General features: G+C 44.9%; 15 protein-coding genes, 4 tRNA genes, 3 rRNA genes and 1 pseudogene. 6 read left to right on the top strand and 17 right to left on the bottom strand.

Annotated elements, in window-relative coordinates; genetic code table 11:
• Positions 1-24: 24 nt before the first annotated feature.
• The 3 genes and pseudogenes from pstB to P7F88_RS14430 all read right to left on the bottom strand — a co-directional run bounded on the left by pstB (position 25) and on the right by P7F88_RS14430 (position 4,771).
• On the bottom strand, positions 25-846 hold the full coding sequence (gene pstB / locus P7F88_RS14440) for a phosphate ABC transporter ATP-binding protein PstB (protein ID WP_277825825.1): 822 nt from the start codon (positions 844-846) through the stop codon (positions 25-27).
• A 2-nt stretch (positions 847-848) separates the two neighbouring features.
• On the bottom strand, positions 849-2,498 hold the full coding sequence (gene pstA / locus P7F88_RS14435) for a phosphate ABC transporter permease PstA (protein WP_277825823.1): 1,650 nt from the start codon (positions 2,496-2,498) through the stop codon (positions 849-851).
• Between the two features lie 33 nt (positions 2,499-2,531).
• Positions 2,532-4,771 (bottom strand): annotated as a pseudogene (locus tag P7F88_RS14430) (ABC transporter permease subunit).
• Positions 4,772-5,076: 305 nt separating this feature from the next.
• Between P7F88_RS14430 and ppk1 the strand changes: the two are divergent.
• Positions 5,077-7,179, top strand: coding sequence for a polyphosphate kinase 1 (gene ppk1 / locus P7F88_RS14425; RefSeq protein ID WP_277825821.1), 2,103 nt, complete (start codon positions 5,077-5,079; stop codon positions 7,177-7,179).
• Entirely contained in the window at positions 7,172-8,683 is a 1,512-nt protein-coding gene (ppx, locus tag P7F88_RS14420; RefSeq protein ID WP_277825819.1) for an exopolyphosphatase, read from the top strand. The genes ppk1 and ppx overlap by 8 nt, the downstream gene beginning before the upstream one ends.
• 31 nt (positions 8,684-8,714) lie before the next feature.
• Here ppx and P7F88_RS14415 read toward each other — a convergent pair whose 3' ends face one another.
• The 3 genes from P7F88_RS14415 to phoB are packed head-to-tail and all read right to left on the bottom strand — an operon-like array spanning position 8,715 to position 11,708.
• Positions 8,715-9,689 carry a PstS family phosphate ABC transporter substrate-binding protein gene (locus P7F88_RS14415; RefSeq protein ID WP_277825817.1) on the bottom strand — a complete coding sequence of 325 codons (975 nt, stop codon included), beginning with the start codon at positions 9,687-9,689 and terminating at the stop codon, positions 8,715-8,717.
• 7 nt (positions 9,690-9,696) lie between these two features.
• Positions 9,697-10,995 carry a phosphate regulon sensor histidine kinase PhoR gene (gene phoR, locus P7F88_RS14410; protein WP_277825816.1) on the bottom strand — a complete coding sequence of 433 codons (1,299 nt, stop codon included), beginning with the start codon at positions 10,993-10,995 and terminating at the stop codon, positions 9,697-9,699.
• Positions 10,996-11,018: 23 nt separating this feature from the next.
• Positions 11,019-11,708 (bottom strand): phosphate regulon transcriptional regulator PhoB, encoded by a 690-nt coding sequence (gene phoB / locus P7F88_RS14405; protein WP_277825814.1) that lies wholly within the window; start codon positions 11,706-11,708, stop codon positions 11,019-11,021.
• A 239-nt stretch (positions 11,709-11,947) separates the two neighbouring features.
• On the opposite strand from phoB, the gene rdgC reads away from it, so the two are divergent.
• From rdgC to P7F88_RS14385, 4 genes are all read left to right on the top strand, one after another.
• A complete protein-coding gene (gene rdgC / locus P7F88_RS14400) occupies positions 11,948-12,856 on the top strand; it encodes a recombination-associated protein RdgC (protein WP_277825812.1) in 909 nt (302 codons plus the stop codon).
• Positions 12,857-13,051: 195 nt separating this feature from the next.
• Complete coding sequence (gene trhP, locus P7F88_RS14395; RefSeq protein ID WP_277825810.1) at positions 13,052-14,404, top strand: prephenate-dependent tRNA uridine(34) hydroxylase TrhP; 1,353 nt, start codon at positions 13,052-13,054, stop codon at positions 14,402-14,404.
• Positions 14,405-14,607: 203 nt separating this feature from the next.
• Entirely contained in the window at positions 14,608-14,841 is a 234-nt protein-coding gene (locus P7F88_RS14390) for a hypothetical protein (RefSeq protein WP_277825808.1), read from the top strand.
• 133 nt (positions 14,842-14,974) lie between these two features.
• The gene (locus P7F88_RS14385) at positions 14,975-15,232 is read left to right on the top strand and encodes a YfhL family 4Fe-4S dicluster ferredoxin (protein ID WP_277825806.1); all 258 of its coding nucleotides are present in this window, start codon (positions 14,975-14,977) and stop codon (positions 15,230-15,232) included.
• 76 nt (positions 15,233-15,308) lie between these two features.
• Here P7F88_RS14385 and P7F88_RS14380 read toward each other — a convergent pair whose 3' ends face one another.
• From P7F88_RS14380 to P7F88_RS14330, 11 genes are all read right to left on the bottom strand, one after another.
• The gene (locus tag P7F88_RS14380; RefSeq protein WP_277825803.1) at positions 15,309-15,779 is read right to left on the bottom strand and encodes a Dps family protein; all 471 of its coding nucleotides are present in this window, start codon (positions 15,777-15,779) and stop codon (positions 15,309-15,311) included.
• 212 nt (positions 15,780-15,991) lie between these two features.
• Complete coding sequence (locus P7F88_RS14375) at positions 15,992-16,759, bottom strand: hypothetical protein (protein WP_277825801.1); 768 nt, start codon at positions 16,757-16,759, stop codon at positions 15,992-15,994.
• Positions 16,760-16,902: 143 nt separating this feature from the next.
• A complete protein-coding gene (locus P7F88_RS14370) occupies positions 16,903-19,362 on the bottom strand; it encodes a bacteriohemerythrin (protein WP_277825799.1) in 2,460 nt (819 codons plus the stop codon).
• A 162-nt stretch (positions 19,363-19,524) separates the two neighbouring features.
• Positions 19,525-19,944, bottom strand: coding sequence for a GNAT family N-acetyltransferase (locus tag P7F88_RS14365; protein ID WP_277825798.1), 420 nt, complete (start codon positions 19,942-19,944; stop codon positions 19,525-19,527).
• Positions 19,945-20,048: 104 nt separating this feature from the next.
• Positions 20,049-20,125: transfer RNA gene (locus P7F88_RS14360), tRNA-Trp, on the bottom strand.
• A gap of 36 nt (positions 20,126-20,161) precedes the next feature.
• Positions 20,162-20,238: transfer RNA gene (locus tag P7F88_RS14355), tRNA-Asp, on the bottom strand.
• 33 nt (positions 20,239-20,271) lie between these two features.
• Positions 20,272-20,387, bottom strand: a 5S ribosomal RNA gene (gene rrf / locus P7F88_RS14350).
• A 169-nt stretch (positions 20,388-20,556) separates the two neighbouring features.
• A 23S ribosomal RNA gene (locus P7F88_RS14345) occupies positions 20,557-23,447 on the bottom strand.
• A gap of 314 nt (positions 23,448-23,761) precedes the next feature.
• A tRNA-Ala gene (locus P7F88_RS14340) sits at positions 23,762-23,837 on the bottom strand.
• A 25-nt stretch (positions 23,838-23,862) separates the two neighbouring features.
• Positions 23,863-23,939 (bottom strand) — tRNA-Ile (locus P7F88_RS14335).
• 68 nt (positions 23,940-24,007) lie between these two features.
• Positions 24,008-25,559: ribosomal RNA gene (locus P7F88_RS14330) — 16S ribosomal RNA — on the bottom strand.
• The 16S, 23S and 5S rRNA genes sit together here with 4 tRNA genes alongside, the layout of an rRNA operon.
• Positions 25,560-25,609: the final 50 nt, after the last annotated feature.

Here is a 25,609-nt window from a genome sequence, read left to right as displayed (position 1 = left end):
CCTGCTTAACACTTGAGTATAAATTTAACCGTAACGCCCGGTAATGTAGTCCTCTGTACGTTTTTGTTTTGGTGACGTAAAAATAGAGTCTGTATCGTTATACTCGACTAGTTGCCCTAAATGAACAAACGCCGTATGGTCACTTACTCGTGCCGCCTGCTGCATGTTATGGGTAACGATAACTACTGTATACTTGGTTTTTAAGTCATGCACCAGTTCTTCTATTGTTAACGTCGATATAGGATCCAGTGCAGAAGTTGGTTCATCAAGTAATAGCACCTCGGGTTCAATAGCAATAGCTCTTGCTATCACCAGGCGCTGCTGCTGTCCTCCGGATAACCCAAAAGCATTCTCATGCAGTCGGTTCTTAACTTCATCCCATAGTGCTGCTGCTTTTAACGAGCGTTCTGCGGCATCATCCAGAACTCGAGCATTTTTAATCCCTTGTAGCCTTAGGCCAAATACAACGTTCTCGTAAATAGACTTAGGAAAAGGGTTTGGCCTTTGAAATACCATGCCAACCCGGCGACGCAACGTTGCAACGTCTACCTGCGAATCGTATACATTTTTTCCGTGTAGTAATACTTTGCCTTCAATTTTACAGCCATCAACCAGGTCGTTCATACGGTTTATACAGCGAAGCAAAGTTGACTTACCGCAACCTGAAGGCCCGATAAACGCGGTAACTTTTCCTTTGGGTATACGCATAGAAATGTCATTGAGAGCCTGTCCACTGTCTTTATAAAACAGGTTAAGGCCCTCAATTGAGATAGCCGTATCTTTATCCGAAAGATTATTGACGTCTAAAGGTGCTTTGTAGCCTAAAGCTGTATTAACAGAGAACATTCTTAATCTTGCCCCAGAGTGCGATATTTTTCCCGAAGGTTATTTCGTATATTGATTGCGGTAAGGTTCAGCCCCACGATTACTGTAACAAGTAAAAACGAAGTGGCATATACCAATGGCCGGGCAGCTTCAATATTTGGTGACTGAAATCCGACATCATAGATATGATAGCCGAGGTGCATAAACTTACGCTCTAGATGAACATAAGGAAAATTGCCGTCTACCGGGAGGGTCGGAGCCAATTTTACCACCCCCACCAGCATTAACGGAGCCACCTCACCCGCAGCTCTGGCAATTGCCAGGATCAACCCGGTGATGATTGCCGGGCTTGCCATTGGTAAGACGATTCTCCAAATAGTCTCAAACTGGGTGGCTCCCAATGCTAATGCACCATGCCTAACTGAGTTAGGCACACGGCTAAGCCCTTCTTCCGTTGCTACGATTACTACTGGTAGAGTTAAAAGTGCCAGCGTCAACGCAGACCATAAAATACCCGGAGTACCAAATGTTGGCTCTGGTAATTTATCGGAAAATAGAAATGTATCCAGCGAACTACCTATGGTGTATACAAAAAATCCCAGCCCGAACACACCGTATACAATAGACGGAACACCCGCCAGATTGATTACTGCCACACGAATCACTCGCGTTAAAGCACTTTCTTTCTCGTACTCATGAAGGTATATAGCAGCGATAACCCCAAGCGGCATCACTATTATCGACATCAATATAACCAGAAACACAGTACCAAAAATCGCAGGAAAAATGCCCCCTTCGGAGTTTGCTTCCCGAGGGTTATCAGACAAGAACTCTTTTACCTGAGTAAACCAATGCCCTACTTTTTCCAACACTCCCATTTGGTTGGGGAACCAGGCATTAAGCACCGTATTCATGGGGATTCGAACTTGTTCGCCACCCATTTCCTCAACAATCAGAACTTCCTGATCCAGGCGACTTTTTAGAAGCTCAAGCTTCAGCTCTGCTTGATTAAGTTGCGCGACTAACTCGTTCTTTCTCTGGTTATAGCTGCTTAAGTAAGATTCTGTAATCTCATCATTCAATTCAGCTTTTTTTCGTTTCAGCTTGAGCTGACTTAACTGCCAGCTTAGCTGTTGAACTTCATCCGACTTAACATCTTCTATTTCTGCACGCATTGAGTTTGTAAACTCAATTCCAGACTCCAAATGAGATTCAATGTTTTCGATATACCGCTGATTCTGAGAAAGGTAGGCAACTGGCTTACCGATAAAGTTACCATTTCGGTTTCTTTCCAGTACTAAGATATCTTCTGGTGTTTCTTCTTTTTGAAGATCACTACTAAAGACGTTAATAAAATCGAGTGGGTAAAGCTCTCGGTTGGCGATTTTGATATTTAATCTTTCAACCGTGCCCTTCTGATAAATATCTTCAGGCAGTCGCTGCTTAGCATTCACGACATGATCAATGGGCACAGAATCTCGTTGATATACCTGTCCGAGAATGACATTACCCTTAACATCAACCCACTGATATACCTTTGCAGGCCAGAAGTAGGCCAGACCTTTCCAGCCAATAAGCAATAGCAGCCCAAGAACAGAAATCAGACTAATACTGACTGCTCCTCCAGATAACCAGACCCAGGGTCTGCCTGCTTTCAACCATTGAGCTAACAAGCGATAACCTACTACTTCAAAATCAAATCGATATTACAGCGAACTGTACTTTTTTCTTAAACGGAAACGAACCATCTCCGCCAAAGAGTTAACGGCGAATGTAAACAAAAACAAAATTAGCGCACACAAGAACAATAACCGATAGTGCGACGAACCGACATCAGACTCAGGCATCTCAACCGCTATCGTCGCGGATAGAGTTCGCATCCCTTCCAGTATATTCCAGTCGAGTATTGGCGTATTCCCGGTAGCCATTAATACGATCATGGTTTCACCCACAGCTCTTCCAAGCCCTATCATAGCAGCAGAGAAAATCCCTGGACTCGCGGTAAGCAGTACCACCTTGGTGAGCGACTGCCACGGAGTTGCCCCCAGTGCCATAGCACCATCAGACAAGTGCTTAGGTACAGAAAATATAGCATCCTCTGCAATGGTAAATATGCCAGGGATAACAGCAATCCCCATCGCGATACCAATAACAAGAGCATTTCTCTGGTCAAAATCGATTCCCATATCTGCCAGGTAGACACGAATATCGCCAGAAAAGTAATGCCTTTCAATGTCACCACTATATCCAAAGCATAGGGCAGAGATAATCAGAAGTACCGGGATCAACAGAAGAGCATGCCATCCACTCGGCACTTTTTTCAGTACCTTTACAGGAATAAACGACCAGAGTATACCAATCACCATTGTCGATAACGGAAGTGCAATAACCATCAGAACAATTGCCGGAAGGTGGGACTCCACGATAGGTGCCAACCACATCCCCGCAAGGAAACCGATAATCACTGTTGGCAGCGCTTCCATGAGTTCAATCGTCGGTTTAACCACTCTGCGCATAGCCGGAGTCATAAAGTAAGCAGTATAAATTGCACCAAATACCGCGATCGGAACCGAAAGTAACATACAAAATAGTGCTGCTTTTAATGTTCCAAAAGTTAAAGGAACTAAACTGAACTTTGCTTCGTAGCTGTCTGTTGATGCAGTAGATTGCCACACAAACTGAGGCCCAGGGTAATTCTCATACCAGACCTTGCTCCATAACGACTTTAACGAGATTTCTGGGTATCGGTTATCGACATTAAATACACTTAGCTTTCCATTCTCTAATGTCAGAAGGTATTTCTCATTCCCCGAAATAGACACAACCTCTGGAGCAACTGGTAGTAGCCTTTCTGAGTACACAAGGTTTTCACCGGTTGTGTAATGTACCTGCAATAACCCGGAACGATGGAAGGCATAGAAACCTTTTTTGTATGCATCCGGTAGTAGAGAAACTAAATCGGATTCGGTTTCCATATCCCGTATATGAGTTAGCTTTCTTGTTCCACGTTTATCTTCATCAAAACTTAGAACATCGAACCACTGAGAAATAATTCCACCTTTATGAGTAACTAAAACTGATTGAGCACCAGCAAGAAGGTTAATATCGGTAACATCCCGATTTTCGATACCCTGTGTAAGGTCTATGATTTCTCTAATCAGGAATCTATGTTTTTTCCTGACAAGAACAAGTAGTTCGTTCCCAGACAGTGCAAACAGTTGAGAACCATCCGGGGCCATAAGCAACCTGGATACTGATTTTGGTAACTGCGGAATCATCAGATTCTCGCTAACAATCTCTCCTTCTGAATCAGCCACCTTATTAATTCTTTTTGCTACAGTCACCCCATCTTCGTTTACTGCAACAAAAACACCAAAATTCGAGGTAACGGCGAACGCCAGTTGCTTTATCTTAGTTTGGCCGTCATCCAGCTGAATAGGATCACCACTAAGAAGCGTATCCAGATCGGGAGTCAGAATTCTTCTTTGATTGGTAAAAGAAACATTAAACTCTGGCCTGACAACAACCACTTGCCCGCTACTATTTCCGTAGGCATACCAGGGCTTACCATCAGCCGAAGAGGCCAGCAACGTTGGTTTATCCAACAGCTTAGTACTAAGGATTTCATCTGCATTTTCAGATGAAGTATCCCCTTTCAAACTTAAGTAGGTAAGTACACCACTTTGGTCAAAAACAAAGGCATTCTCACCGTAATTATCAACACCAGAAGCGATAATATTATGCTCAGATGAAATTTTTTTCTGGCTACCAGATCGATATCAGCACTGTTGAAAATGGGAAGAACAATGCTTAACAAATAGAAGAATATTAGGAGTAACGCCAGAAGAACACCAACACCACCAGCTGTCACTGTAGAACGAACAATCCGATCTTTTATATATCGGGTACGATCTCGTTCTTTAAGTGAAAATTCTGCCCTAGGCATAAGTGGGTATCTACCTTTTTGCTGTGTTTAAACTAGCTATGTTCTACGATAAAGCCTAAGTGAAAAAGTCGGAAGGCTAGATCTCACCAATAATATTTCGTTTCAATGACATTTATATTACAAAGTGTGCGTTGTTATCAAAAATAGCACTGTAAAAAGTCTGTAACTATCTGAAATTTACGCTAAGATTTATGAAGGTATACATATGGATGTAATAAAAAGAGTCTACTCTTCACTATCTACCCCTCTCTAAAGATTTCAGGGATCAAAATCCCAACGCTAGTTGACATTAATCGGAAGGTATCATGAGCGCAGAATCGCTATATGTTGAAAAAGAACTAAGCTGGCTATCATTTAACGAACGCGTCTTGCAAGAAGTCGCAGACAAAAACGTCCCTCTAATCGAACGCGTGCGATTTTTAGGTATTTTCTCTAATAACCTGGACGAGTTTTACAAGGTTCGTTTTGCAGATGTGAAAAGAAGAATTCTCATCAGTCAGGAAAGTGGCCGAAAAGATAACGCTAAAGAACTGCTGGCGAAGATGCAGAAAAAGGCCGCCCAGCTAGATGAACGTTTCAACGAACTATACAGCGAACTCTTAATGGAGATGGCAAGAAGGCGCATCTTCCTTGTCAACGAAACACAGCTCAACGAACATCAACAGAAATGGGTTAAAAAATACTTCCGAAAAGAGGTACTTCCTCATATTACTCCTCTGTTGATGAGTGAAGATATCGATGTACTTCAGTTCCTGAAAGATGAATATGCTTATCTAAGTGTAGAGATCAAAAAAGACGATACCGATCCTCAATACGCTCTGCTTGAAATTCCAACTGAACATATGCCTCGCTTTATCATGGTTCCTGAGGAGAAAGGAAAGCGGAAGAAAACCATCATCCTGTTAGACAATATTATCCGTTACTGCCTGGATGATATTTTCAGAGGTTTCTTTGAATATGACGAGTTAGGCTGCTTCTCGTTTAAGATGACCCGTGATGCAGAATACGACCTTGGTTATGAGGTAGAGCACAGCTTGCTGGAACAGATGTCAGAAGGTGTAGCTCAGCGTTTAACTGCAATGCCAGTACGGTTTGTTTATGAAAATGGCATGCCTAAAAACATGCTTAACTTCCTATGTGACCGATTACAAATATCTAACTACGACAGCTTGTTACCAGGCGGTCGCTATCATAACTTTAAAGACTTCATTGGCTTCCCGAATGTTGGTCGTGAGTATCTGGAAAACAAACCACTACCTCCACTTCCAAGTGCTGATTTTGACAACTACAACAACAGCTTTGACGCGATTCGTGAAAAAGATATTCTGCTTTATTATCCTTATCACACCTTTGATCATATTACCGAGTTGGTGCGTCAGGCATCCTTTGATCCCAAAGTACGAAGCATAAAGATAAACATCTATCGTGTAGCGAAAGACTCTAAGCTGATGAACTCACTTATTGATGCCGTGCACAGCGGCAAAGAAGTGACAGTAATTGTTGAGCTTCAGGCGCGCTTCGACGAAGAAGCAAACATTGAATGGTCTAAGGTACTAACAGACGCAGGCGTACATGTACACTTTGGTGCTCCGGGTCTGAAGATCCACTCTAAGCTACTGCTTATCTCTCGCCGCGAAGGTGACGACATAGTGAGATATGCACACGTAGGCACAGGTAACTTCCACGAAAAAACAGCCAGAATCTACACTGACTTTTCGCTTCTCACTGCTAACAAAGAGATCACTGACGAAGTTCGTAACGTATTTGGTTACATTGAAAACCCTTACCGTCCGGTTCGTTTTGATCACCTGATCGTTTCTCCACGCAACTCTCGTAAGCAGCTCTACCGACTGATTGACACTGAAATTGCCAACGCTAAAGAAGGCAAACCGGCAGGTATTACGCTGAAAGTAAACAATCTTGTAGATAAAGGTCTGGTAAACAAACTTTATGGTGCCAGCGCTGCTGGAGTAAAAATCAGAATGATCATTCGCGGCATGTGCTCACTAGTTCCTGGGGTGAAAGATATCAGTGATAACATTGAGATCATTAGTATTGTTGACCGCTTCCTTGAACATCCACGAGTAATCATTACTGAAAACGGTGGCGATCCTCAGGTTTATATCTCTTCTGCAGACTGGATGACCCGTAACATTGATCACCGTATCGAAGTAGCGGTACCGATAAAGGAAGAGAGACTTAAGAAGCGAATTATGGATATAATTGCGATCCACTTTACGGATACCGTTAAAGCTCGCAGGATCGACAAGGACATGAGCAACGCTTATGTACCAAGGGGTAACCGTAAGAAGATACGCTCTCAAATCGCTATTTATAACTACATTAAGCAGGTCGAAAAGCAGAGCCGAAAAGAAAACGAACTACGGTTAGAAGCAAAAAATGAATGAAAAACTAGGTCTTCAGTCTCGTGATATTGCCGCCATTGACCTTGGCTCCAATAGTTTCCATATGGTTGTGGCAAAAGTTGTGGGAGAAGATCTACAGATAGTAAGCCGACACAAGCAACGTGTTCGGCTTGCGTCTGGATTAGGTAAAGATAAACTTCTGACAGAAGAAGCTATCCAACGAGGCGTTGATTGTCTCGCTATGTTTGCCGAAAGGCTTCAAGGTTTTGAAATCGGCAACGTTCGTATCGCTGCAACCCATACACTGCGCCAGGCACGAAACGCCAACTTCTTTATGCGTAGAGCAAGAGAAGTTCTTCCTTTCCCTATCGAAATCATATCCGGTATTGAAGAAGCTCGTCTGATTTATCTTGGCGTTGCTCATACCCAGCCCGAATCAAAAACCAAGCTGGTGATAGATATTGGTGGTGGAAGTACCGAAATGATCATAGGCAACGGTTTTGAACCTGAGCTGGTGAATAATACGCTTATGGGTTGCGTCAGCTTTACCAATCAGTTTTTTGCCAATGGGAAACTGTCTAAGAAGAACTTCTCCAAAGCCGGTATTTCTGCCCAGCAACAGTTTGAATCACTGGTGGAACAGTACAAGAAAAAAAGCTGGGATGCGGCACTCGGCTCATCTGGTACCATAAAAGCAATCAAAGAAGTCCTTATCGGTATGGGCTACGATGATGGTGTTATCACTTCGAAGCGAATGGCTAAACTGATAGAAGCTCTTTGCGAGTTTGACTCCATTGATAATATCAAAATGCCAGGGCTGAATGACGAGCGTAAACCCGTGTTCGCAGCCGGAGTCGCCATACTTGATGCAATTATCAACCGCCTAAAAATCAAAGAACTGTACTTTTCAGATGGAGCACTTCGCGAAGGGCTTCTGTATGAAATGGAAGAGCGCTTTGAACGTTCAGACATTCGCATGCGAACAACGGAAAACCTGGCAAGAAAACATCACGTAGATCTTAACCACGCCGATAAAATTCGCAAACAGACACACAAGTTCCTTAAACAGGTTGTTGGAAAAGAAGGCATCTTAAAACATGGAGAACAGGCATCACTGCTTGGCTGGAGCGCTATGCTGCATGAAGTAGGCCTAAGTATCAGCTACCAGGGCTTTCATCGCCATTCAGCATATATACTACAACATACCAATATGCCAGGCTTCAACCATGAACAACAATTGTTACTGGCAACACTGGCACGGTTCCACAGAAAGTCTCTTAAGCTTCAGGAAATGCCTGAATTTAACCTGTTTAAGAAAAAGCATATTCTGACGCTAATTCGCATACTTCGCTTATCTGTTCTGCTTAATGGACAAAGAAATGAAGATAAACTCCCTTCAATCAAAATTGTAGTGAGCAACGATAACGAGTGGCTGTTGGAGTGTGATGATATTGAGTGGCTGGAAAATAATAAGCTACTTCATGCCGATCTGATAACAGAACAAGAGTACTGGCAAAAAGCCGACTGGGAACTTAAGTTCGATTAAGGTTTGATGATTTGAGCAGATAATCGGCCTCTTACAGGCCGACTTTTTGTAACTCGCGATCTGCAAAATCTTGGGAAAGTGGCGCATAACCTTCGCTTTTAACCATCCCCTGCCCCTGCTTTGAGTATATAAAGCGAATGAACTCTCGCTCTACCGCAGGCATCCGTTTTCCCGGCTCCTTGTTCACGTAAATATACAGGTAACGGGATAATGGATATTTGCCATTAATTATATTCTGTTCAGTAGGGGTTACGTAGTCCTGACCTTGTTTAGCAATCGGTAATAACTTTGCGCCAGCAACACGATAGCCAACACCTGAATAGCCAATAGTATTTATTGAAGAAGCCACCGACTGAACAACAGAAGCAGAGCCAGGCTGTTCATTGACATATCTCTTAAAGTCACCACCACACAAGGCAACTTGCTTGAAGTAACCATAAGTTCCAGAGACAGAGTTTCTACCAAACAATTGGAAGCGACGTTTTGCCCAGTCAGAATCGATGCCAAGTTGCTCCCACCTTTCAATAGGAACGTCACCTCCGCACAACATGGTTGAAGAGAATATGCTATCAACCTGCTGGAAGTTTAAACCTTTAAGCGGATTATCCTCATGAACAAATATACCGATTGCATCAACAGCAATACGCAGTTCAGTAGGTTTATAACCATGTTCGTCCTCAAAGGCTTCTATCTCTTTCAGCCGCATTTGACGACTCATTGGTCCCAGCTGAGCGGTGCCTTCTGTTAATGCAGGTGTAGCGGTCGAAGAACCGGACGCCTGCACCTGAATATTGACATTAGGATAAAGGTTTTGAAACTCCTCACTCCAGCGGGACATCATGCTCGCGAGAGTATCTGAGCCAATAGAGATAAGGTTTCCGGAAAGTCCCTGAACCTTATTGTAGTCAGGCAGAGGTTTAGCTAAAACAGTATTGCTAATAGCGACAACAGCTAGAGCGCCTAACTTCAAAATCAATGAACATGTAGATAGAACGGACCTATTCATTCTTTGATTACCTGACAATTAGCCTGGTTGGCAAAACAAAAGCAAACTGGCTACCTACACCTACTTCACTATTAATTTCTAACATCGAATCATGGTGATTCAGAGCATGCTTAACAATAGCTAGCCCTAATCCACTACCGCCCGTATCTCTTGAACGGGCTTTATCCACTCGGTAAAAACGTTCTGTCAATCGATGTAAGTGTTGAGGTTCAATACCTTCCCCACTATCTTCTACATCCAGATGAGCACCTTGTCTGGTTTCGTACCAGCGCACATGAATCTCTGCCGCTGGCGGAGTGTATTTAACAGCATTATAAACCAGGTTAGAAATCGCGCTACGAAGCTGATCTTCGTCACCTAGAACTCTAAGGTTTTCATCGATATCAAAATCGAAGATATGACCTTTATCACCACTTAAGGTTTTTGCTTCTTTTTCCAGAACTTCCAGCATTCTTGGTACATCAACGACCTGATCTAACTCATGCATTGGCGCTGCTTCGATTTTTGACAGCGTCAATAGCTGGCTGACGAGGCTATTCATGCGATTGAGCTGCTCTGTCATGACGCCATGCGCCTTTGTCCACATTGGACCTACAACCATATCCGGGTCTTCCGTCATTTCCAGATAGCCCTGAAGAACCGTCATTGGTGTGCGTAGCTCATGCGACACGTTTGCAAAGAAGTTACTGCGCATACCTTCAAGCTGCTTCAATTGGGTAACATCACGAACAACCATCAAGTGTTCACCCTCTGTATATGGCACGATACGCAGTTCCAGCATCCGTTCGATATTTAACGGTGAGCGCATCTCCAGAGGTTCAGAGAAGTCATTTTTGTTCAGATATTTTATAAAATCAGGAGTACGAATAAGGTTGGAGATAGGCTGTCCTGAATCATCCGGCCAGCGGAATCCCAGAAGGTGTTGAGCTAGTTTGTTACACCAGACAATATTGCCTTCAGCACGGAACACTACAACCGCATCCGGCAGCGCTTCAGCACCGTTTCGGAAGCGGCGAATGAGGTTTGCTAGCTCTTTACGTCGGTTACGCTGACGCTGCTGGAGCCGATATATTCCATTAAACAGGCTCTCCCAATGGCCGGTGCCGGAAGGTGGTGACAAGCGTTTTTCATCCCATAACCAGGTAGAAAGACGCACTTGATTGTGAAGGTGCCACAATAACTGGATAACTGTTGCAGCGAGCAGCAGCCAGGGCATATATCCGAATAGCCATCCAATGATGACCCAGGGGGTGTAAAAAAAAGCTAGCGACCAGGCTAGCTTTTTCCAGGTTAATCTTTCAACCATTAAAATCTCCGGGAGTGGACTCCTTACGCTTTGGTCGAGAATCGGTAGCCAGCACCGCGTACAGTTTGTACAAGCTTGTCATGACCATCGCCTTCCAGAGCTTTACGCAGGCGACGAATATGTACGTCTACCGTACGATCTTCAACATAAACGTTTGTGCCCCAAACGTTATTCAAAAGTTGTTCACGGCTATACACACGCTCTTGATGGGTCATAAAAAAGTGCAGCATTTTAAATTCGGTTGGACCCATATCAACAGGCGTATCATTGATGGTTACTCGGTGAGACACCGGATCAAGCCTTAAGCCTTGTACATCAATGATATCTTCAAGCGCTGTTGGTGTAACTCGGCGAATAACAGCTTTCAGGCGTGCAACCAGCTCTTTTGGTGAGAATGGCTTGGTGATGTAATCATCAGCACCAACTTCAAGGCCGCGAACTTTATCTTCTTCCTCACCGCGTGCCGTCAGCATCACGATTGGGATATTACGAGTCAGTTCATCGCGCTTAAGATGTTTGATTAGATTGATACCAGAACCACCTGGCAGCATCCAATCCAAAAGAATAAGGTCCGGGTATGGTTCGCAAAGTTTGCTTAACGCAGTATCGTAATCTTCAGCTTCTACTGCCTGATACCCTTTCTGCTCAAGAACAAAGCACAACATTTCGCGGATTGGCGCTTCATCTTCAACAACCAGAATCCTTCTAGACATAATTGAACAACCTTTAAGTTTCTATCAACGCTACGCATTATCTTTACTTAGTATGACACTTTTGTGACCTTTGCAAACTATTTTTAATATAACTGTCGTATTCAATTCATTGTTATTTTTTAATTTTGCTCTAAAGCGAAACTTCTTGTAAGAAGCTGCAAAGTACAAAACAAACTCCTCAACAAAACTTCCAAATTCCACTATGATTGCGTTCTTGATTTTCAGAGACGAGAAAAAATATGTGGTTTAAAAACTGTCTGGTATATCGCTTCAACCGCGAGATCGAATTTAACGCAGATAAACTCGAAAAACAGCTTGAGGAATTCCGCTTCACTCCTTGCGGCAGTCAGGACAAGAGTAAATTCGGCTGGACGAATGTTATGGGTAAACATGGAGATATGATGACTCATGTTTCTGAAAACCGCATTCTTATCTGTGCTAAGAAAGAAGAGAAGATGCTTCCAGCTTCTGTTATCAAAGACTCAATGAACGAAAAAGTTGAGATGCTGGAACAACAAGAAGGTCGCCCTCTGAATAAAAAAGAGAAGGACAATGTTAAAGAAGATATTATCGTTGACCTTCTACCTCGTGCATTCAGTAAAAGTCAGAACACTTTCGTTCTTATTCTACCAAAAGAAGGCTTTATTCTGGTTGATGCCAGCAGCCACAAGAAAGCGGAAGACGTTCTTGCGCTACTTCGTAAAACCATGGGTAGCCTACCTGTAGTACTAGCCTTCCCTGAAAGAGCTGTCGAAGATTCCATGACCGACTGGGTTAAAACAGGCGACGCGCCTCAAGGCATCGAAGTGCTTGATGAAGCTGAGCTTCGCTCTGTTCAGGAAGACGGCGGCATCATTCGCTGTAAGAAGCAGGAACTGAGCGCCGAAGAGATCCTGAACCACCTTGAATCAGACAAGGTAGTAACAAAGCTAGCACTAAACTGGCAGGAACGTATTGAGTTTATTCTGGCTGATGACTGCAGCATTAAGCGCCTGAAATTCAGCGATGAGATAAAAGATCAAAATGAAGATATCCCAAGAGAAGATCAGGCTGCGCGCTTTGATGCAGATTTCTCTCTGATGAGCTCTGAGTTCAGTGTCTTCCTACCGGGTTTATATGAAGCGTTGGGCGGTCTGCCTGAGAACTAATGATTAATAAGGTTACAGGTAACAGCACGAGCTTTGCTCTACAGGTTGCGTAGACTGTAACCTGTAACCTGTAACCTGTAACCAAGATTTCATTTCCCTCTATCCAATCCCCTTCTTTTGGCGTAAAATTCGCGCTCCCAATTACGCTATCAGGTAGCGTAGTTCTGACTTGATATCAGACCAGAGATAAAAGCAATGTTTAAACCAGAATTATTATCCCCAGCGGGTAGCCTTAAAAACATGCGCTATGCATTCGCATATGGCGCAGACGCAGTATACGCAGGTCAACCTCGTTACAGCCTTCGTGTTCGTAACAACGAGTTCAACCACGAAAACCTAAAGATCGGCATCGATGAAGCACATGCTCAGGGTAAAAAGCTTTATGTGGTATGCAATATTCAGCCACACAACTCCAAGCTAAAAACCTTTATCCGTGATCTTAAGCCTGTGGTAGAAATGGGCCCGGACGCACTAATCATGTCTGATCCTGGTTTGATCATGATGGTTCGCGAAGCGTTCCCGGAAATGCCTATTCACCTGTCAGTACAGGCAAACGCGGTTAACTGGGCAACCGTTAAGTTCTGGGAGACACAAGGCGTTGAGCGCGTGATCCTTTCGCGTGAACTATCTCTGGAAGAGATTGAAGAAATTCGAGAGAAATGCCCGGATACAGAAATCGAGATCTTTGTACACGGTGCTCTATGCATGGCCTACTCTGGCCGCTGTCTGCTTTCTGGCTACATCAACAAACGAGATCCAAACCAGGGCACATGTACTAATGCATGCCGTTGGGAATACAAAGTAGAAGAAGCTCAGCAGAACGATGCTGGCCAGATCGTAGAAATCCAGGAAGCGGAGCCGCGTCCGGACAACACTATTGGTCTTGGCAAACCAACGGATGAAGTGGTTCTTCTGTCAGAAAGCCATCGTCCTGAAGAAAAAATGGCGGCATTTGAAGACGAGCATGGTACTTACATCATGAACTCGAAAGATCTTCGTGCTGTTCAGCATGTTGAGCGCCTGACTAAGATGGGCGTGCACTCCCTGAAGATTGAAGGCCGTACCAAGTCTTTCTACTACTGCGCAAGAACGGCACAAGTTTACCGCAAGGCTATCGACGATGCGGTTGCCGGCAAACCGTTTGACGAAAGCCTGTTGGGTACACTTGAAAGCCTTGCTCACCGTGGCTATACCGAAGGTTTCCTTCGCCGTCATACACATGACACTTACCAGAACTACGACTATGGCTACTCTGTGTCAGATTCCCAGCAGTTTGTTGGTGAGTTCACAGGTAAGCGCCTTGGTAACCTTGCGGAAGTAGAGGTAAAAAACAAGTTTGTAGTAGGTGACAGCCTGGAGCTAATGACTCCGCAAGGCAATGTTATCTTTACTCTTGAAGCGATGGAAAATCGCAAATCAGAATCAATTGAAGATGCAAAAGGCAACGGCCACTTTGTCTTTATTCCTGTTCCTGAAGATATGGATTTGGAATATGGCCTGCTAATGCGTAACTTAATTGACGGTCAAAATACAAGAAACCCTGTCTAATGCAAACGATTACAACGCTATTTACAACTATATGTTGCCTTAAAACAGGTAATAAACACCGATTATTGTAACGTAGTGTAACGATCGCAGTAGTGTGATGTAAACGTATTGCACTGGCACCGGAAATGCATACAATAAAAGTATCAGCAGCGAATGTTGCTGGTACTTTTTTTATGTAAACTGACATATAGGTGGATTCTCTTATGAGCGATATCTACAAAATCGAGACCTATAGCGAGTCGTGTGCCGGTAAAATTGCCGGATATATTAATAACAAAGGCGGTCACTGCATTGTTCTGGGATGGTCGGTAATCACTGACTATATCTTTTGCTCCCAACAATCTTTGGAACTGCTGCCAAACATCTCATGCATTAGCGATGATGTTAGCGAACACGATATTTATTGCTGGTCAACGTCAACGAAGGTTGCTGCTTAGTTTTCATATCCCCTATAGTCACCAGTTTCTATTGCTAGAAACTGGTGATTATAACTCCACTTGTGCTACACTTCGCGCCCGATTACTTTTCCGTGTTTATCCAAACACAACCAATCTGTAGAGAGAGTTCACAATGGCGCTGCTAATCCAAGCCAGTTGTATCAATTGCGATATGTGCGAACCGGAATGTCCGAATAGTGCTATCTCGATGGGTGATGAGATCTACGAGATCGACCCCAATCTATGCACGGAATGCAAAGGCCACTATGAAACCCCGACCTGTCAGTCAGTTTGCCCAATTACAAAGTGCATCATCACTGACCCGGATCATGTCGAAACTGAAGAGCAGCTGCTTGAAAAGTTTGTTGTTATTCAGGGGTTGACTGACTAGCTTTCGGTATTCAGAAAGCAAAAAAGCCTCACAGCTAGTGTGAGGCAAACAAAAAGGCATGGTGTTTCATTGCAGTTTACTGGAGATAAGCGTTCATCATCCAGGTTTCTTTCTCCTGCTGGCTGATGTAATCACTAAGAAGTGATACCGTCCCCTCATCACCCAGCTCAGAAGCCATTGATAAAATATTACGTTGCTTCACTAGAAGCGATTTGTAAGCAATTAGAATCTGCTCGATAGCGACAGCACCTTGCGTCACATCTAACGCTTCACCAATTTCAGACAACTCAAGATACTTCGAATAACCGTGTAAAGGTGTAGATTCCAGCGTAAGAATACGCTCCGCTATCTCGTCAACTTTAATGATTAAGTCGTTGTAAATTTCTTCAAACTTAGCATGCAGCTCGTAGAAATCACGTCCTTTAATATTCCAGTGATAACCTCGAACATTCATATACAACACCTGATAGTCTGCTAGTAAGGTGTTTAGTCTATCTGTAAGCTCTAGTGTCTGTGCTTTATCAAGTCCGATAATGTTCTTTTCCATATGTCCCCCGAAATTCTCTTTAGAATGTTTGGTAATCTTTTGTATGGGTTAAGAATACGCCGAACAATTAAAAAGATAAAAACGATTAAACATATAGATTCAATAGGAGTTTACTATCGACGATTCTATTTGGGTCATTTGGTGCAAAAAAGCCAGAAACGTCGGTTACTGGCTTAGTAAATCTTCCATCTATTTTAGAGTGAGGTAATTGGTTATGAATCAGACTTTGTGAATCTAATCTCTTGTAGCTTCTGTTCCTGACCACCTTGATATACATACGATTCAATACGCCAAACCTGAGTACCTACAAAACTGAGCTCAACTCTGATATCAGATGTGTTGATACCTTCGTAAATTACGTCTTGTACATTGGTCGGATAAAAGCTGTATCTCTGGTTACCGTCTAGTTGCTCACCAACAAAACCGACTGATACTTGCTTTGACTGGTTTGTTATATCAAGGCGGTATCCTTCTTCTTGAGAGTATGAGAAATCAGCATCTAACTCGATACCTGTGTCTGCCGAAATATTAATCTTCGCATTCGCAACTGACGTTAAAGCACCGCTCGCCTTAATGTCATGAATGTTACTGCCATTTGTCGAGTTACGAATGGAAACGTCCCACTCGCCAATAAAGCGCTCGATTTCGTCCCAGTATTGATTGTTGTTTGATGCTTGAGGTTGAGATTCTGAAGTAATACCTGAAATAGCATCGTTTCTGCTGTCATGACGAATGTTTTCACGGTTGTTCTGGATATCGTGACTTGCACCCGCAACACCGCCAGCTACGCCACCTGCAATAGCTCCTTTCACTGCAAGCTCAGCGTCACCAGTTAAAGCCCCCATAGTAAGGCCAAGCAATGCTCCGCCAGCCGCCCCCTGTTTAGTAGCAGCGTTTGGATCATCAGTCCTATCAGGGCTTACACAGCCAGTTAGAGCTATTGTAGATATCAGCGACAGAGAGAGAATCGATTTTTTCATGTTTGACCCGTATTTTTCAGAACTATAAATTCCAGACACCAAGCACGACATCCTCTGTCTAATGCCGATATATTAGGCTAGTTTATAAACACGAACTAAACACTAGTGATTATAACGCTGATAAGCTGTGCTTATTAAGGCGTCTAATACACACCCCGGCAGTTTAAGTGTTCTGAGTACTCCTGATCGGTCTTCTTGATGTGATTGAGCAGCCAGCTCTCCATAAAAGCTGAAAACTCTTTGCCAACATCTTCACCACGCTCAAACCTCTCTTTAAAACTTTCAGCTTCAGCTTCCAGCTTGCGGTGTTTTGCTTTATGCGGTTCTAATTCCGGGTAGTTAAATTTCTCCATAAGGTTTTCTTCATACTGAAAGTGGCTCTTAGTGTATTCAATCACCCCTTCCATCACACGGGCAACAGCACCTCTGGCACTCCTGGTTATTTGAGTTCTATGGTACTCATTCGCCAGAGTCATTAGGCTACGGTGCTGTCGGTCTATCTCTTTTACCCCAACAGAATAGGAGTCGTCCCACTCAAATAGCTTCTTAGGTGGAACCCAGCCCGCTTCCACCTGCTCTTCATTCACAATGAAGCGATTTGAAAGGGAACGAACTTCTGATGAAAGGGCTCTTACCTGCCCACTCGATTCTCTGGACAAATTCGCATCATGAGAAGTTTGGGTTGCAACTTCCTTCACACTAATTATGCTTCGGTTTATCTCTTCCGCTACCGTCCCTTGCTGCTCCGCCGCAGTTGCAATCTGAGCACTCATGCTATTTATTACATCGACGGCTTCGACTATTTCCTGTAAGGCTTGTTCTGCACCAGATGCCTGCTCTACGCTTCTCTGAGCATTATTTACACCCGACTTCATCACCTCAGCAGCGTCCTGAGAGCCGGCCTGAAGTTTAGTAATCATCTCCTGAATTTCGAGCGTTGCATCTTGAGTTCTCTGTGCTAGTGTTCGTACTTCATCAGCAACCACTGCGAACCCACGCCCGTGTTCACCCGCACGCGCTGCTTCAATCGCTGCATTAAGAGCAAGTAGATTAGTCTGGTCAGCAATTCCTCGAATTACATCCAGGATAGCAGTGATGTTATTACTATCGCTTTCTAAAGTAAGTACCACTTGCCCAGCTCTTTCTACCTCTGTCGCCAGTTGTTCAATAGAAGTAACAACGGAGTTCACCACTTCAAGACCATTTCTTGCAGCCTGCTTTGCACTGTCTGCCGCATCCGCTGCCTGCACAGTACTATTACTCACCTCTTGAACACTTAAAGTCATTTGGTTAATTGAAGTGGCGGCCATATCGATATCTGATTCTTGTTTTATAACGCCTTCACAAGTTTTCTCATTAACTTTATACATATCGCCGCAAATAGCATCGAGATTGTCACTGGAAGACTTTATGTTAAACATTGCCCTTCCAAAATCATTGGCGATTCGATTTAAGGCAATACTTGTTTTGCCTAGCTCATCTTTGACCTGAAGCTCACTTCGTACCGTAAGGTCGCCCTCTGCTAACTTAGTTGCTACTTCACTCAAATGATCGATAGAGTGTCCAAGCGCAATATAGAGAGCCATAAAAATGGCAGATATAAGAAGGATAATTCCGATGAAAATCCATAGAACCAGATTCAAATACCCCTGATCTTCGTCGATTCTCTCACTTAATAACCTATCTAGTTCAGGAACAACTAGATCATAAAGTGCAAGGCATGCTGCTATCGCTTGTGTGCCAGCATCAAAATAATCACCTGCAGCTACTGTCGCTAACTTATCACTAAGAAGCTCTTTCTTAGTCATATCAATAAATCGATGAGTAGCACTCACAGCTTCCTCTCCTGGTTTGTTTAGGCTAGCCTTTAGAGTCAGGTTTTGCTCTTCTGCTGTTTTAAGAGCGACTTCAAGCCGGTCCAGATGACTGACCAATCTGTCACTGAGCACAGAAAGCTTCAACACCGGATATTTTTCCAGGTCGTTTTTGGCAATAGCACCTGCTCCGGCTCCTCGCACCTGGCCCATACTCTCTGCAAGAGCGGGTAACAAGTTAACAACGGTATCCATTAAGTAATAACTATCTAACTCAGGGTCGAGAATAAGGTTAGATTGATTCGCCACATGCTGCATATGCTGCAAAACTTGCGCGATCAAATCGGTGTGAACTTTGAAGTTATCTGCTGCTGAAAGCGAACTATTGTTTCTAAAGCTTTGCCATTCACTCATTATCCTCTGTGAGCGAGGTTGACTATCTAAAATAGAGCTCAGCTTTTCATCCGCTAAAGTAAGTTCCCGGAAGTAACTATCTACGGTTTCTTTGCGCTTCTGAACCTTAGGAGCAAAGGAATCATCACCACTCATTAACCCTTGGGTTGTCCCTCTATGCCCGGCCATATTAGCTGCGATATGTCGCAAAATAGGAAGGTACTCAATACCAACCCGCTCTTTCTCTGCAAAAGTGATTTTTGCATCAAGTTGAGACCAGAGGATCAGGTTGGTAACAAGCAACGGAGCAATAAATATCACCCCGATTGCCATAAATTTGATGCGAAATGAAAAACGATTAAGCAATAAAATCAAAGGGGAAAGTACTCGTTCCATCCTTAACCCTCGCTGGTAAGTTTTGAATCAACTAATACTGTTTTATGTTGCCTTGTTCGGCCTTTCCCAACTAATGTTCTTATGTTGTTCCGCGGATTTCTTTTGCTCTGCTTTGTATAAAGCTAGTTTATGGCGTTACTGTTTGCAAAGTTATGCCAACTGTTAAGCGATATGTTTTTGTAGAAAGTATTTATCTATACCTTTTGCTGGAAAACCTGTGTATTTACCAACTTCGGTGTAGCCCATCTTGATGTAGAAATCTCTGGCCTGAAATGAGAATGTATCCAGGTAGATATCTGTAACGCCCTTCTCTATAACTTCTAATTCAACTTGCTTCATTAGCTTTGAACCAAGCTTGTCACCACGGCTGTTTTCGTCAATCCAGAAATGAGCAATAAACAGGGTATGGCCATAAATCTCGCCTTTCAGGCCACCTACTATTTTGCCGTCATCATTACGTACATAGCAGGCTATTCTTACTTTTTCTTCTTTAGGCAAATAGTTGGCGTTATACGCTTTCAGCCCGGTAAGAATGGTATCCTCGATTTCCGCATCAGGATTCAGATCAAAATGAATCTTCATATTGTATTTAATTCTTCTTAGTTGAGAGGAAGGCAAGTTTAACGGGATTTCTTTAAAGATAGAAATGGAAAAGGCCTCAGTCTTTCGACTGAGGCCTCTGAATATGGCAGGGGTGGAGAGATTCGAACTCCCAACACGCGGATTTGGAATCCGCTGCTCTGCCAATTGGAGCTACACCCCTGCAGTTCGTATTTTATGAGGCGACCCTCGAAATAAGTGGCGGAGCGGACGGGACTCGAACCCGCGACCCCCGGCGTGACAGGCCGGTATTCTAACCAACTGAACTACCGCTCCGCACTGGTTAGACTATAAGAGTCTAAATTTAAAGCCTGGCGATGTCCTACTCTCACATGGGGAAGCCCCACACTACCATCGGCGCTATTGCGTTTCACTTCTGAGTTCGGCATGGAATCAGGTGGGTCCACAACGCTATGGTCGCCAAGCAAAATTTTGTCCGGAACAAAATTTAACGCACTTCAGTGCGGCCCGAAGGGTCAACTACATGGATGTAGTTGATAAATTCTATTCCTAAATCTGGAAAGCTGTTTCTATGTTCTCTACACATTCAATTCTGTTCTTGGCTCTGAGCCCACAAAACCCTTTGGGTGTTGTATGGTTAAGCCTCACGGGCAATTAGTACAGGTTAGCTCAACGCCTCACAACGCTTACACACCCTGCCTATCAACGTCGTAGTCTACGACAACCCTTTAGGACACTTTAAGTGCCAGGGAGAACTCATCTCAAGGCTCGCTTCCCGCTTAGATGCTTTCAGCGGTTATCGATTCCGAACTTAGCTACCGGGCAATGCCATTGGCATGACAACCCGAACACCAGAGGTTCGTCCACTCCGGTCCTCTCGTACTAGGAGCAGCCCCTTTCAATTCTCCAACGCCCACGGCAGATAGGGACCGAACTGTCTCACGACGTTCTAAACCCAGCTCGCGTACCACTTTAAATGGCGAACAGCCATACCCTTGGGACCGACTTCAGCCCCAGGATGTGATGAGCCGACATCGAGGTGCCAAACACCGCCGTCGATATGAACTCTTGGGCGGTATCAGCCTGTTATCCCCGGAGTACCTTTTATCCGTTGAGCGATGGCCCTTCCATTCAGAACCACCGGATCACTATGACCTGCTTTCGCACCTGCTCGAATTGTCATTCTCGCAGTCAAGCGGGCTTATGCCATTGCACTAACCTCACGATGTCCAACCGTGATTAGCCCACCTTCGTGCTCCTCCGTTACGCTTTGGGAGGAGACCGCCCCAGTCAAACTACCCACCAGGCACTGTCCTCACCCCAGATAATGGGGCTAAGTTAGAACATCAAACATACAAGGGTGGTATTTCAAGGATGGCTCCACACTATCTGGCGACAGTGTTTCAAAGCCTCCCACCTATCCTACACATGTAGGCTCAATGTTCAGTGCCAAGCTGTAGTAAAGGTTCACGGGGTCTTTCCGTCTAGCCGCGGGTACACTGCATCTTCACAGCGATTTCAATTTCACTGAGTCTCGGGTGGAGACAGCGTGGCCATCATTACGCCATTCGTGCAGGTCGGAACTTACCCGACAAGGAATTTCGCTACCTTAGGACCGTTATAGTTACGGCCGCCGTTTACCGGGGCTTCGATCAAGAGCTTCGACACAAGGTCTAACCCCATCAATTAACCTTCCGGCACCGGGCAGGCGTCACACCGTATACGTCATCTTACGATTTTGCACAGTGCTGTGTTTTTAATAAACAGTTGCAGCCACCTGGTATCTGCGACTCTCAATAGCTCCAAGAGTAAATCTCTTCACCGTCGAGAGCGTACCTTCTCCCGAAGTTACGGTACCATTTTGCCTAGTTCCTTCACCCGAGTTCTCTCAAGCGCCTTGGTATTCTCTACCCGACCACCTGTGTCGGTTTGGGGTACGATTCCTTACAATCTGAAGCTTAGAGGCTTTTCCTGGAAGCATGGCATCAATGACTTCACACCCGTAGATGCTCGACATCGTGTCTCAGCCTTAAAGAGAGCCGGATTTACCTAACTCTCAAGCCTACGCACTTGAACCTGGACAACCGTCGCCAGGCCCACCTAGCCTTCTCCGTCCCCCCATCGCAATTGTAAGAAGTACGGGAATATTAACCCGTTTCCCATCGACTACGCCTTTCGGCCTCGCCTTAGGGGTCGACTTACCCTGCCCCGATTAACGTTGGACAGGAACCCTTGGTCTTCCGGCGAGGAGGTTTTTCACCCCCTTTATCGTTACTCATGTCAGCATTCGCACTTCTGATACCTCCAGCAGCCCTTACAGACCACCTTCAACGGCTTACAGAACGCTCCCCTACCCCGCTAGCAAATGCTAGCAGCCGCAGCTTCGGTTTATTACTTAGCCCCGTTACATCTTCCGCGCAGGCCGACTCGACTAGTGAGCTATTACGCTTTCTTTAAATGATGGCTGCTTCTAAGCCAACATCCTAGCTGTTTTAGCCTTCCCACATCGTTTCCCACTTAGTAATAATTTGGGACCTTAGCTGGCGGTCTGGGTTGTTTCCCTCTCCACGACGGACGTTAGCACCCGCCGTGTGTCTCCCGGATAGTACTTACTGGTATTCGGAGTTTGCAAAGGGTTGGTAAGTCGGGATGACCCCCTAGCCTTAACAGTGCTCTACCCCCAGTAGTATTCGTCCGAGGCGCTACCTAAATAGCTTTCGGGGAGAACCAGCTATCTCCAGGTTTGATTGGCCTTTCACCCCTAGCCACAAGTCATCCGCTAATTTTTCAACATTAGTCGGTTCGGTCCTCCAGTTGATGTTACTCAACCTTCAACCTGCCCATGGCTAGATCACCTGGTTTCGGGTCTATATCCAGAGACTGAGCGCCCAGTTAAGACTCGGTTTCCCTACGGCTCCCCTAAACGGTTAACCTTGCCACTGAATATAAGTCGCTGACCCATTATACAAAAGGTACGCAGTCACCCCACAAGGAGGCTCCTACTGCTTGTACGTACACGGTTTCAGGTTCTATTTCACTCCCCTCACAGGGGTTCTTTTCGCCTTTCCCTCACGGTACTGGTTCACTATCGGTCAGTCAGTAGTATTTAGCCTTGGAGGATGGTCCCCCCATATTCAGACAGGATATCACGTGTCCCGCCTTACTCGATTTCACGTAAAAGGGTTTGTCGGTTACGGGGCTATCACCCTGTATCGCCAAGCTTTCCAGCTTGTTCACCTGAACCATTAAACGCTTAAGGGCTAGTCCAATTTCGCTCGCCGCTACTTTCGGAATCTCGGTTGATTTCTTTTCCTCGGGGTACTTAGATGTTTCAGTTCCCCCGGTTCGCCTCATTAACCTATGTATTCAGTTAATGATAATTGCTTATGCAATTGGGTTTCCCCATTCAGGAATCGCAGACTCAAGTGGTTTTTACTACCTCATCTGCGCTTATCGCAAGTTAATACGCCTTTCATCGCCTCTGACTGCCAAGGCATCCACCGTGTACGCTTAGTCACTTAACCATACAACCCCAAAGAGTTTCGGGATTGTTTAATCAAACAACCAAAGTTGTCTGCATTTTTATACATGTGCAGACACGATTTTGCCGGACTCAAATATGAATACTTACTTAAAAAGTAAGATTCCCAAGAACACTTGAATGTGTGTTGGTACCTACATCTTTAAAAGACATAGGATTTGAGAACTTTTAATTGAATAACAACGCATATCAATTGATATGGGGATTGTTGTTATTCGTCAGCTTTCCAAATTGTTAAAGAGCAAAGATTCATAAAATGAACCATTTTTAAATATTCTCAGTGAAAACACTTAAAGATGGTGGAGCTATGCGGGATCGAACCGCAGACCTCCTGCGTGCAAGGCAGGCGCTCTCCCAGCTGAGCTATAGCCCCATCTGTATTTTCTATGAAGAAAAATTGGTGGGTCTGAGTGGACTCGAACCACCGACCTCTCGCTTATCAGGCGAACGCTCTAACCACCTGAGCTACAGACCCACGTTTGCTTCTTTACTTTCTAAACCTAATCAATCTGTGTGGACACTAATCAACAACAATCTTATCGTTAAGGAGGTGATCCAGCCCCAGGTTCCCCTAGGGCTACCTTGTTACGACTTCACCCCAGTCATGAACCACAAAGTGGTAAGCGTCCCCCAGAAGGTTAAACTACCTACTTCTTTTGCAGCCCACTCCCATGGTGTGACGGGCGGTGTGTACAAGGCCCGGGAACGTATTCACCGTAGCATTCTGATCTACGATTACTAGCGATTCCGACTTCATGGAGTCGAGTTGCAGACTCCAATCCGGACTACGACGCACTTTTTGGGATTCGCTTACTCTCGCAAGTTAGCCGCCCTCTGTATGCGCCATTGTAGCACGTGTGTAGCCCTACTCGTAAGGGCCATGATGACTTGACGTCGTCCCCACCTTCCTCCGGTTTATCACCGGCAGTCTCCCCAAAGTTCCCACCCGAAGTGCTGGCAATTAAGGATAAGGGTTGCGCTCGTTGCGGGACTTAACCCAACATTTCACAACACGAGCTGACGACAGCCATGCAGCACCTGTCTCAGAGCTCCCGAAGGCACACCTGCGTCTCCGCTGGCTTCTCTGGATGTCAAGAGTAGGTAAGGTTCTTCGCGTTGCATCGAATTAAACCACATGCTCCACCGCTTGTGCGGGCCCCCGTCAATTCATTTGAGTTTTAATCTTGCGACCGTACTCCCCAGGCGGTCTACTTAACGCGTTAGCTCCGAAAGCCACTCCTCAAGGGAACAACCTCCAAGTAGACATCGTTTACGGCGTGGACTACCAGGGTATCTAATCCTGTTTGCTCCCCACGCTTTCGCATCTGAGTGTCAGTATCTGTCCAGGGGGCCGCCTTCGCCACCGGTATTCCTTCAGATCTCTACGCATTTCACCGCTACACCTGAAATTCTACCCCCCTCTACAGTACTCTAGTTAACCAGTTTCAAATGGCCTTCCGAGGTTGAGCCCCGGGCTTTCACATCTGACTTAATTAACCACCTGCATGCGCTTTACGCCCAGTAATTCCGATTAACGCTCGCACCCTCCGTATTACCGCGGCTGCTGGCACGGAGTTAGCCGGTGCTTCTTCTGCAGCTAACGTCAAATGATGAACGTATTAAGCTCACCACCTTCCTCACTGCTGAAAGTGCTTTACAACCCGAAGGCCTTCTTCACACACGCGGCATGGCTGCATCAGGCTTGCGCCCATTGTGCAATATTCCCCACTGCTGCCTCCCGTAGGAGTCTGGACCGTGTCTCAGTTCCAGTGTGGCTGATCATCCTCTCAGACCAGCTAGAGATCGTCGCCTTGGTGAGCTCTTACCTCACCAACTAGCTAATCTCACTTAGGCTTATCCAATCGCGAAAGGTCCGAAGATCCCCTCCTTTCCCCCATAGGGCGTATGCGGTATTAGCTATCGTTTCCAATAGTTATCCCCCTCGACTGGGCAAATTCCTAAGCATTACTCACCCGTCCGCCGCTCGACGCCCAACAAATCGTCCGAAGAGTCAATGTTGTCGTTTCCGCTCGACTTGCATGTGTTAGGCCTGCCGCCAGCGTTCAATCTGAGCCATGATCAAACTCTTCAATTTAAGATTTTGGTCGACTCAATGAATACTGAACATTACATAGTAATGTTTGA

It is taken from the genome of Vibrio hannami (assembly GCF_029589055.1).
Taxonomy (GTDB): domain Bacteria; phylum Pseudomonadota; class Gammaproteobacteria; order Enterobacterales; family Vibrionaceae; genus Vibrio; species Vibrio hannami.
This window is presented reverse-complemented; position numbering and strand designations above follow the sequence as displayed.

Excerpts from the sequence above, each read along its gene's own strand:
- pstB (WP_277825825.1), bottom strand. The coding sequence starts at position 846 with ATGTTCTCTGTTAATACAGCTTTAGGCTACAAAGCACCTTTAGACGTC.
- ppk1 (WP_277825821.1), top strand. The coding sequence starts at position 5,077 with ATGAGCGCAGAATCGCTATATGTTGAAAAAGAACTAAGCTGGCTATCA.
- ppx (WP_277825819.1), top strand. The coding sequence starts at position 7,172 with ATGAATGAAAAACTAGGTCTTCAGTCTCGTGATATTGCCGCCATTGAC.
- P7F88_RS14415 (WP_277825817.1), bottom strand. The coding sequence starts at position 9,689 with ATGAATAGGTCCGTTCTATCTACATGTTCATTGATTTTGAAGTTAGGC.
- phoR (WP_277825816.1), bottom strand. The coding sequence starts at position 10,995 with ATGGTTGAAAGATTAACCTGGAAAAAGCTAGCCTGGTCGCTAGCTTTT.
- phoB (WP_277825814.1), bottom strand. The coding sequence starts at position 11,708 with ATGTCTAGAAGGATTCTGGTTGTTGAAGATGAAGCGCCAATCCGCGAA.
- rdgC (WP_277825812.1), top strand. The coding sequence starts at position 11,948 with ATGTGGTTTAAAAACTGTCTGGTATATCGCTTCAACCGCGAGATCGAA.
- trhP (WP_277825810.1), top strand. The coding sequence starts at position 13,052 with ATGTTTAAACCAGAATTATTATCCCCAGCGGGTAGCCTTAAAAACATG.
- P7F88_RS14390 (WP_277825808.1), top strand. The coding sequence starts at position 14,608 with ATGAGCGATATCTACAAAATCGAGACCTATAGCGAGTCGTGTGCCGGT.
- P7F88_RS14385 (WP_277825806.1), top strand. The coding sequence starts at position 14,975 with ATGGCGCTGCTAATCCAAGCCAGTTGTATCAATTGCGATATGTGCGAA.
- P7F88_RS14380 (WP_277825803.1), bottom strand. The coding sequence starts at position 15,779 with ATGGAAAAGAACATTATCGGACTTGATAAAGCACAGACACTAGAGCTT.
- P7F88_RS14375 (WP_277825801.1), bottom strand. The coding sequence starts at position 16,759 with ATGAAAAAATCGATTCTCTCTCTGTCGCTGATATCTACAATAGCTCTA.
- P7F88_RS14370 (WP_277825799.1), bottom strand. The coding sequence starts at position 19,362 with ATGGAACGAGTACTTTCCCCTTTGATTTTATTGCTTAATCGTTTTTCA.
- P7F88_RS14365 (WP_277825798.1), bottom strand. The coding sequence starts at position 19,944 with ATGAAGATTCATTTTGATCTGAATCCTGATGCGGAAATCGAGGATACC.